The following is a 2,891-nucleotide window of genomic DNA, read 5'->3' on the forward strand; positions in this document are numbered from 1 at the left end:
GACGTCGAGACTTGTGATCAAGAGACAGCCACGGTGAGCGGGGTGGAGGAAGCGACCACCAGGTCCCAGGGCCGCGACAGCGCCAGACCCGAGGCCGCGGCGGCATAGCGCCCGAAGGCCAGCAGGCGCCCGGCCCTGTCCTGGGCATTGCCGCAGCGGATGTCGAACTCCATCAGGCCGAAGCCTGCCGGGCCGGGTGCGCGCCCCTGCCGGCGGCCCAGGCAGAAGCGGCCCTCCAGCCCGGTCTCGGCGCCGTCGTAGCGGCCGCAGGCCAGGGTCACGTCATGCCCCCGCGCCGCCAGCCCGGCGGCCATGGCATGGGCGCGCGTGGCGGTGCTGCCGGCAGGGGCGGAATAGTGCTGGTGCAGGTACAGGATGCGCAGCGGTCCGGTCACGGCCGGGTGCCTCCCCGGCCCGTCCGGGCACGTCCCGATGGGCCGTGCCCGAAGCAGGCGCGGATGATGCCGATCACCCGGTCCTGTTCCGCCGGGCCCATGGCGCCGGAGGGCAGGCAGAGGCCCTGCTCGAAGAGCGAGGCGGCGACCCCGCCGCCCAGATGGCTCGCCGCGCGGAAGGCCGGTTGCAGGTGCAGCGGCTTCCAGACCGGGCGGCTTTCCACCGAGGCCGCCTCCAGCGCCAGGCGGATGGCCTCGCGGTCCGTGCCCGCCTCGGCGGGATCGACCAGGATGGCGGTGAGCCAGCGCGAGGAGCGGCTCCAGACCGGCTCCGGCATCAGGCGCAGGCCGGGCAGCCCCGACAGCCCGGCGGCATAGCGGGCGAAGACGGCGCGGCGCTGCGCCACCCGCACCTCCAGGTGCCGCAGCTGCGCCCGGCCGACCGCCGCCAGCAGCGAGGACAGGCCGTAGGAATAGCCGGTGGTCTCGTGCTGGTAGTGGGGCGCCGGCTCCTTGGCCTGGGTGGCGAGGTGGCGGGCGCGGGCGACCAGCGCCTCGTCGTCCGAGGCCAGGGCGCCGCCGCCGCCGCCGGTGACGATCTTGTTGCCGTTGAAGGAGAAGGCGGCCAGCCGCGCCCCGCGCCCGGCGGAACGGCCGTGCTGCAAGGCGCCCAGCGCCTCGGCGCTGTCGCTGAGCACCGGCACGCCCCAGCGGCCGCAGGCCTCCGCGATCGCGGCGAGATCGGCGCATTGCCCGTAGAGATCCACCGGCACCACCACGCGCGGCAGCCGGCCCTGGCGGGCGGCGCGGGCCAGGGCCTCCCGCAGCAGGCCGGGGTCCAGCGTCCAGCTTTCCGGGGAAACGTCGAGGAAGCCCAGCCGCGCGCCCATCTGCGCCGCCGGGGCCACCGTGGCCACGAAGGTCAGGGTGCTGGTCCAGACCTCGTCGCCCGGCTCGAGGCCGAGCAGCCGGTAGCCGAGATGCAGCGCCGCCGTGCCGGAAGCCAGGGCGGCGACGTGGCGGAAGCCGGTGCAGGCGGCGATGGCCGCCTCGAAGGCCGGCAGGGCGGGACCGGCGGGGGCGAGCCAGCCGCTGGCCAGCGTGTCGCGCAGCGCCTGCTCCTCCTCCCCGCAAAGCTGCGGCGGGGAAAGGTGGATGCGGGTGGCGGGCGGTGCCGTGCGGCCGCGATCCGGCATAGCGGGATGCCGGGGCGGCCCGGACGGGCTGAGCAGCGTGTCGGAGAGGGACAGGAGTGCTGTCTCCCCGGCGGCGCTTACATCCATGCCCATGCTGCCCTGTCCATTCTGGACACCCCTCGCCGGCCGGGGGATTCCGGCGTTCATGGTTGTAAATATATCGTGAATTACAACTTAAGATATGCAATCCGTGGTCAGAATCACCATCCCCGGCGGAATGTTGCGGCGCTGCATCAGCACGGCGGCGTGCCCCCCGCATCCGCCGCCGTGGATTGGCTGGCGGGCGCCGTGCCGGTGAAGCCGGGGCTGGTGGCATGGCCGGGCGCGGTGGCGCCCCGCCCGCGCAGCAGCAGCGCCAGGCTGGCGAGGACGATGGCGACGTCCCCCGCCAGCGTGACGCGGGCGACATAGCGGGCATCCCATTCCAGCCGCTCCTCCCAGGGCAGGGCATTGCGGCCGCGCGCGGTCACCGGGCCGAGCAGGCCGGGCCTGACGGCGAGGCGGCCGGCCTGCCGCGCCGTGTAGAGCGGGGTATAGGCGGGCGGCAGCGGGCGCGGGCCGACGAGGCTCATCTCGCCGCGCAGGATGTTCGCCAGCTGCGGCAGCTCATCCAGCCCGCTGGCGCGCAGGCGGCGCCCGAAGCCGGTCAGCCGCACCGAATCGGGCTCGCCCGGCCAGGCGGGGTCACGCATCGAGCGGAGCTTGAGGATGGTGAAGCTCCGCCCCCGCCAGCCGGCGCGGCTCTGCCGGAACAGCACCGGGCGGCCGAAGGCCAGGGCCACGGCGAGCGCCGTGCCGAGCAGCAGCGGCCAGAGCAGCGCCAGCAGCAGCGCCGCGCCCGCGAGGTCGAGCCCGCGCTTCAGGCGGCGGGCGTAGAAGCCTTCCCCCGGCTCAGACACGCTGCGCCCTGATGCCCAGCGACAAAGCGAGGCCCAGCGCGAACCAGACCATGCGGTTGCCCAGGTCGGTCGAGACCATGGCGCCGATCGCCACCGGGATCACCAGCGCCACGATCCGCCCCACCCGCTCCGGCTCCAGATCCTCCGGCAGGGCCAGCAGCCGGACCAGCACCACCGCCGCGCCGCCGCCGAAGGCGCCGAGCCAGAGCAGCAGGCCGAGCGGGCCTTCCTCGGCCAGGGCTTCCAGGGCGTGGTTGTGCGGGTACATGCCGCGTCGCTCGCCATAGCCGGCGGCGACGGTGAAGCCCCCGGCGCCGAGGCCGAGCGGCATCGCCTCCCCCGCCCAGCCCAGCGCCGCCGACCAGAGCACGGGGCGGGCCGAGGCGGCGATGCCCTCCCCG

3 protein-coding genes and 1 pseudogene are annotated in these 2,891 nt (G+C 75.2%); all 4 read right to left on the reverse strand.

Annotated features, from left to right (window positions below; all coding sequences use genetic code 11):
• Positions 1 to 17: 17 nt before the first annotated feature.
• Positions 18 to 395 carry a glycosyltransferase gene (locus ROTAS13_RS22190; protein WP_216348717.1) on the reverse strand — a complete coding sequence of 126 codons (378 nt, stop codon included), beginning with the start codon at positions 393 to 395 and terminating at the stop codon, positions 18 to 20.
• The gene (locus tag ROTAS13_RS22195; RefSeq protein WP_226946013.1) at positions 392 to 1,684 is read right to left on the reverse strand and encodes a DegT/DnrJ/EryC1/StrS aminotransferase family protein; all 1,293 of its coding nucleotides are present in this window, start codon (positions 1,682 to 1,684) and stop codon (positions 392 to 394) included. Before ROTAS13_RS22195 ends, ROTAS13_RS22190 begins: the two co-directional genes overlap by 4 nt.
• A gap of 140 nt (positions 1,685 to 1,824) precedes the next feature.
• Positions 1,825 to 2,490, reverse strand: coding sequence for a sugar transferase (locus ROTAS13_RS22200; RefSeq protein WP_083755668.1), 666 nt, complete (start codon positions 2,488 to 2,490; stop codon positions 1,825 to 1,827).
• Positions 2,483 to 2,891 (reverse strand): annotated as a pseudogene (locus ROTAS13_RS22205) (O-antigen ligase domain-containing protein); the annotation flags it as partial. The pseudogene ROTAS13_RS22205 and the gene ROTAS13_RS22200, both read right to left, overlap by 8 nt.

The organism is Roseomonas sp. TAS13 (assembly GCF_001950415.1).
Taxonomy (GTDB): Bacteria; Pseudomonadota; Alphaproteobacteria; order Acetobacterales; family Acetobacteraceae; genus Roseomonas; species Roseomonas mucosa.